Source organism: Stenotrophomonas sp. 2YAF22 (assembly GCF_052114665.1).
Classification (GTDB): domain Bacteria; phylum Pseudomonadota; class Gammaproteobacteria; order Xanthomonadales; family Xanthomonadaceae; genus Stenotrophomonas; species Stenotrophomonas indicatrix.
In genome coordinates this window covers 1-5,801 of sequence record NZ_JBFRFE010000236.1, presented here as the reverse complement: position 1 = coordinate 5,801, position 5,801 = coordinate 1, and the positions used below count along the sequence as shown (strand labels likewise).

The following is a 5,801-nucleotide window of genomic DNA, read 5'->3' as shown; positions in this document are numbered from 1 at the left end:
GCCAACGTGTCTGGCCAGACGTAGGCAGAACACCTCATTCTCGACGAATCCGTCGTAGTCGCCGCTGGATGGCTTGAGGATATGGGTCGTTGGAATACGACCGGCGGGAATCTCCCAGCCCCCGTCGTTGCGCTGTAACAGGGCGATCTTGGCTTGCGCCCCGGCCAGGCTGAACTGTCCGACATCATCGAGTCGCCGTGCTGCGGCTTGGTCCACACGTACACGCTGCAGGCGTCGGGCGATTTCATGCGTGGACAGTGGCTCCTGCCTGTCGCTCTCGCCCGAAAGGACGGCCGCGAGCCGTTCACTTCCCACAAACTGGACGGCTCCCGCGCAGTCCTCACCCACGTGGGAGAGCAATGCGACCGGATTGCGGGCTGATACATGGAATCGCGAGGCCCATCGTTGCAGCAGTACCTCGTTGTCCGGAAGCAGTCCCCACAGCACCGCGGATAGCGTTGCGCTGGGCGCACTGTCCTGCGCCAACGGAAGTGCGAGAGACAAGGGATAGGCCCCCGGCGTCTGGCGCCAACTGTCCGCGTAACGGAACGTTGGATGCCCATGTGCATCCTGCCCAAGGTATCCAGCCACTCTGTTGGAAAGGAGTACGTTGAGGTCCATGCCGGAAGCGCGGTTTCCAGGGAGAAGAGGCTTTTAGAGATCCTTGCTGCGGTTACGACCATCGATCGGCACAACTGCCTTGCGACGTTCATCCGGGTACAGCCGGTTGCCATCCACGATAGTGTCGATATCGGGCAGCACTAGAGGCATTTCCGACGAATCAGCAACGGATGACTCGCCCTCGACGTCACCGACGGTCAGTACCAGGCCGAGTACATTCAGCGTCCGCAGTACAAGTTGCAGTTCGGCCCGGGGTTTGCCCTTCTCCATTTCGATGATCCACTGCCGGCTCACTCCCACGCGTTCGGCCAACTGCGCCTGATCCCAGCGGAGTGTCTTGCGACGTTGGCGGATGACCACGCCCAAGTCTCGGGAAGTTCGGAGGACGTCCATTCCGCGAATGTATGCGCTCGACGACATCCAAGCAATAGTCGCCGTTCGATGACATTCCGTCCAATGTAATCGAACGCCGACTATTTGCAAATGTCAGCGTTCGTTGTCATGAGGCGACGTTATGCGTGGAGCGGGCATGCCGGCCAGCGGCCRGCACCAACGATTACGCCACCTGCACGATATGCAGCGCCTTCGGGTTGCGCCACTGCGCCAGCAGCACCGCTTCGCGCGCCTTGGCCTTCTCGAAGTGCGCTTCCTTGACGTGACCGAAGCCGCGGATGTGCTCGGGAATGCTGGCGATCTCCACCGCCAGCGCCAGGCGGTCGTCATCCAGCCCGTCCAGCAACACCTGCAGGGTCGCCTCGTAATCGGTGATCAGCTGGCGCTCCATGCGACGCTCTTCGGTGCGGCCGAACACATCCAGGCGACCACCGCGCAGGAACTTCAGCTTCGCCAGCAGGCCGAACGCCTTGAACATCCACGGGCCGTACTCCTTCTTCTGCAGCCGGCCCTGTTCGTCCTTCTTGGCGAACAGCGGCGGTGCCAGATGGAAGCGCAGCTGGTAATCGCCTTCGAACTGCTGCTGCAGGCGCCGCTGGAAGTCGCCGCTGGTGTACAGGCGCGCCACTTCGTACTCGTCCTTGTACGCCATCAGCTTGAACAGGTAGCGGGCCACGGTTTCGGTCAACGCGGTGGAGCCGCCGATGCGCTCGGCTTCGGTCGCGCGTACACGCTCGACCAGCGTGCGGTAGCGGTTGGCGTAGGCGGCATCCTGGTAGTCGGTCAGGAAGGCCGAGCGGCGCTCGATCATCTCGTCCAGCGAGCGCGACAGGCGCGCGTCGTCCAGCGGCAGGAAGGCGACATCACCACCGTGCGTCGGCAGYCCRCGCAGCTCGCGCTCGTCACCRGTGTTGCGCGGTGCGGCGGTGGCGCCCCACTCGTTGCCTTCCCATTCGCCCGGCGGCAGTGCATGCAGCGGCCCGGGCGTGTTCTCGGTGTCGGTGTGGCGGTTGCGCACCAGGCCGGCGGCCTGCTGCACGGCCTGCGGATCGACCGCGGCCAGGCGGCCCCATGCGAAGGCCTGCTGGTTCATCGCCACGGCCGCACCGTTGAGTTCGATGGCGCGCATCAGCGACTCGAACGACAGCGGTACCAGGCCCTGCTGCCAGGCGTAGCCGAGGATGAACAGGTTGGCGGCGATCGCATCGCCGAGCAGCGCGGTGGCCAGCTGGGTTGCGTCCAGCAGCAGCGGCTCCTCGCCACCCAGGGCCACGCGCACGCCGGCGATGATGTCGGCGGCGGGGAACTGCATGTCCGGGCGTGTGGTGAACGTGCCCGGCATCGCCTCGTAGGTATTGAGCACCACCTGCGAACGGCCGGCGCGCACCTTCGACAGTGCCCAGTAGTCGTTGACCACCACCATGTCGCAGCCCAGCACCAGATCGGCTTCACCAGCGGCGATGCGCACCGCATGGATGTCGTCCGGGCGGCGGGCGATGCGGATGTGCGTGGTCACCGCGCCACCCTTCTGCGCCAGCCCGGTCTGGTCGAGCACCGAGGCGCCCTTGCCTTCAAGGTGACCGGCCATGCCCAGCAGGGCGCCGATGGTCACCACGCCGGTGCCGCCAACGCCGGTGATCAGTATGTTCCAGGGCTGCTCCAGCGTGCCGCGCACCACCGGTGCCGGCAGGTTGTCCAGCAGCGTGGAGGCATCGCGCTTGCTGCCCTTGCGCGGTTGCCCACCGTGCACGGTGACGAAGCTCGGGCAGAACCCGTTCACGCAGGAATAGTCCTTGTTGCAATTGGACTGGTCGATGTCGCGCTTGCGACCGAACTCGGTCTCCTTCGGCAGCACCGACACGCAGAAACTCTTCTTGCCGCAGTCGCCGCAGCCTTCGCAGACCAGCGAGTTGATCATCACCCGCTTGGCCGGATCTTCCAGCTTGCCGCGCTTGCGGCGACGGCGCTTCTCGGTGGCGCAGGTCTGTTCGTAGATCAGGATCGAAACACCCTTCACTTCGCGCAGGCGCTTCTGCACCGCGTCCAGCTCGCTGCGGTCGTGGAACTCCACATCGCTGGGGAAATGCTCGCGCTGGCGCGTCCACTTGGCGATGTTGTCCGACAACACCATGATGGTGTGGATGCCCTCGGCACGCATCTGCTTTGCGATGTCCGGCACGCTCAACGGGCCGTCCACCGGCTGCCCGCCGGTCATCGCCACCGCGTCGTTGTAGAGGATCTTGTAGGTGATGTTGACGCCGGCGGCGATCGCCTGGCGGATCGCCAGCGAACCGCTATGGAAATAGGTGCCGTCGCCCAGGTTCTGGAACACGTGCTGGGTGTCGGTGAACGCGGCCTGCCCGGCCCACGTAACGCCTTCGCCACCCATGTGGGTGAAGGTGTCGGTGCTGCGGTCCATCCACGTCACCATGTAATGGCAACCGATGCCGGCCAGCGCACGCGAGCCGTCCGGCACGGTGGTGGAGGTGTTGTGCGGGCAGCCGGAGCAGTAGTGCGGCACGCGCGGGAAGCTGGCGCGTGGCAACGCAAGCTCGGCTTCCTTTTCCTGCATCCACTGCAGCCGCTGCTCGATGGAGTCGTTGTTGAAGAACTTCTGGATACGGCGACCGATCACGCCGGCGATGGTGGCCGGGGTCAGTTCGCCGGTGGACGGCAGGATCCACTCGCCGGCCTCGTCGTACTTGCCGACGATGGACGGACGCTGGCCCCAGCTGGCCGGCCAGTTGAAGAACTGCTCCTTCATCTGGCGCTCGATGAAGGCACGCTTCTCCTCCACCACGATGATGTCTTCCAGGCCCTGCGCAAAGCGCGCGATGCCTTCCGGTTCCAGCGGCCAGGTCATGCCGACCTTGTACACGCGGATGCCGATGTCGGCGCAGGCATGCTCGTCCAGGCCCAGGTATTCCAGTGCCTGCAGCACGTCCAGGTAGCTCTTGCCGGTGGTGACGATGCCCAGCCGCGCACGCGGCGCGTCCATCACCACCTTGTCGATGCCGTTGGCACGCGCGAAGGCCTGCGCGGCTTTCACCGCATAGCGGTGCAGGCGCATCTCCTGGTCCAGCGGCGGATCGGGCCAGCGGATGTTGAGGCCGCCGGCGGGCATGTCGAAGTCCTCCGGCAGCACGATGCGCCGGGCCAGCGGATCAACCTCGACCGAGGCCGACGATTCCACCGTCTCGGCGATCGTCTTGAAGCCGACCCAACGCCCGGTGTAACGGCTCATCGCCCAGCCGAGCAGGCCCATGTCGAGGATGTCCTGCACGCCGGCCGGGTTCAGCACCGGCATCATCGCGCTGACGAATTCGTCCTCGCTGCCATGCGGCAGCGTCRAGCTGCGGCAGGCGTGGTCATCGGCGGCCAGTGCCAGCACACCACCATGGCGCGAGGTGCCGGCGGCATTGGCGTGCTTGAACACGTCGCCGCAGCGGTCCACGCCCGGGCCCTTGCCGTACCACATGCCGAACACGCCCTGCACGTTGGCGCCGGGGAACAGGTTGGTCTGCTGGGTACCCCACACCATGGTGGCACCCAGGTCCTCGTTGAGGCCCGGGGTGAACTTCACCTTGGCCGTTTCCAGGTGCTTGCGCGCGCGCCACAGTTCCAGGTCGAAGCCGCCCAGCGGGCTGCCGCGATAGCCGCTGATGAAGCCAGCGCTGTCGATGCCCGCAGCCTCGTCGCGCAGGCGCTGCATCAGCGGCAGCCGCACCAGCGCCTGCACGCCACTCAGGTAGATCCGCCCTTCGTTGCGGGTGTACTTGTGGTCGAGCGTGTAATCACGGTCGAGCAGGTCGGCGGAAGCGGGCGAGGTGAGTTGCGCGGTACTGGTCATGGCTGGCCTGTCAGGATCGGCTGGCACCGGCCGCGCAGGTGCACGCGGCGGGAAAGGCGCGAATTGTAACAGTGGGGGGCCAGGGCCCCCGGCACTCGCGCCGGGGCCGTGCTGGGGTTAGGATCGGGGAGAGAGAGGGAGGGTTGGTGTTTCAACCTTGGGGGAATTGGGATGTCAGTTGCAGGACAGTTCCTGGCCGGCGTGTTGCTGGTTTCGGGAGCGGCCACTGTGTGGGCCGCGCCGGCATTGCCGGCACCGCAGGAGTTCTATTTCGACAGCGACGCCGCTGCCGCGCCGATCACGGTGGTGCAGGGTGAAGGCGAAGACCTGGTGGCACAGCTGCTGAAGCATCGCGAGCGTGGCCGCAAGGGGCTGGAAGCCACGGCGCAGCTGGCGTCGGTGGCCATCGCGCAGGGGCGCGCGGAACTGGGCGACAAGCTCTATCGCGAGGCACTGGCCGAGGCGCCGGTGCAGAGCGCGCTGGGCCGCAGCGTACGCTGGAACTATGGCTGGGACCTGTTGCGGCAGGGCCAGGCGCTGGCTGCGCTGGAACAGTGGCAGGCCGCTGCCAGCACCCTGCGCAGCAATCCGGGCTGGGTGCCGCCAAGCTATGCGTTGGCGCTGTGGCGGGCCGGCCAGCAGCAGGAGGCGGTGAAGTGGTATGCCGCCGCCGTACGGACCGAGCCGGGGCAATGGCGCGACAGCAGTCATTACGCGCAGCTGTTGCCGCAATGGCGCGATGACGAACGCGCGACCTTGGCCGAAGTACAGCAGGCCTGGGCGGCCGCACCTCCAGCCTGGCCGTGAGGGTGGGGGTTCGGCCGGGTTGCACCCGGCACCCGCAGAGGCAACGGCCGAAGCAACAGCAACAGCCGAAGCAACAACGGGCTTTCTGCGGGATGGCGGGGCACTGTGGGTTTGCGGGGCCGCCGCAAGT

4 protein-coding genes are annotated in these 5,801 nt (G+C 66.2%); 1 reads left to right on the top strand and 3 read right to left on the bottom strand.

What is annotated here, in order from left to right:
* From AB4Y84_RS11030 to AB4Y84_RS11020, 3 genes are all read right to left on the bottom strand, one after another.
* The coding region (locus AB4Y84_RS11030) for a HipA N-terminal domain-containing protein (protein ID WP_442250129.1) at nt 1-621 on the bottom strand (621 nt) is incomplete at its 3' end.
* A gap of 33 nt (nt 622-654) precedes the next feature.
* Entirely contained in the window at nt 655-981 is a 327-nt protein-coding gene (locus AB4Y84_RS11025) for a helix-turn-helix domain-containing protein (protein ID WP_442243958.1), read from the bottom strand.
* A gap of 196 nt (nt 982-1,177) precedes the next feature.
* Entirely contained in the window at nt 1,178-4,864 is a 3,687-nt protein-coding gene (locus AB4Y84_RS11020; RefSeq protein WP_442250128.1) for an indolepyruvate ferredoxin oxidoreductase family protein, read from the bottom strand.
* 171 nt (nt 4,865-5,035) lie between these two features.
* Here AB4Y84_RS11020 and AB4Y84_RS11015 point away from each other — a divergent pair, with 171 nt between their 5' ends.
* Nucleotides 5,036-5,671 carry a hypothetical protein gene (locus AB4Y84_RS11015; protein WP_033832697.1) on the top strand — a complete coding sequence of 212 codons (636 nt, stop codon included), beginning with the start codon at nt 5,036-5,038 and terminating at the stop codon, nt 5,669-5,671.
* Nucleotides 5,672-5,801: the final 130 nt, after the last annotated feature.

Coding starts and splice junctions, on each gene's coding strand:
- AB4Y84_RS11015 (WP_033832697.1), top strand. CDS start 5,036: ATGTCAGTTGCAGGACAGTTCCTGGCCGGCGTGTTGCTGGTTTCGGGA.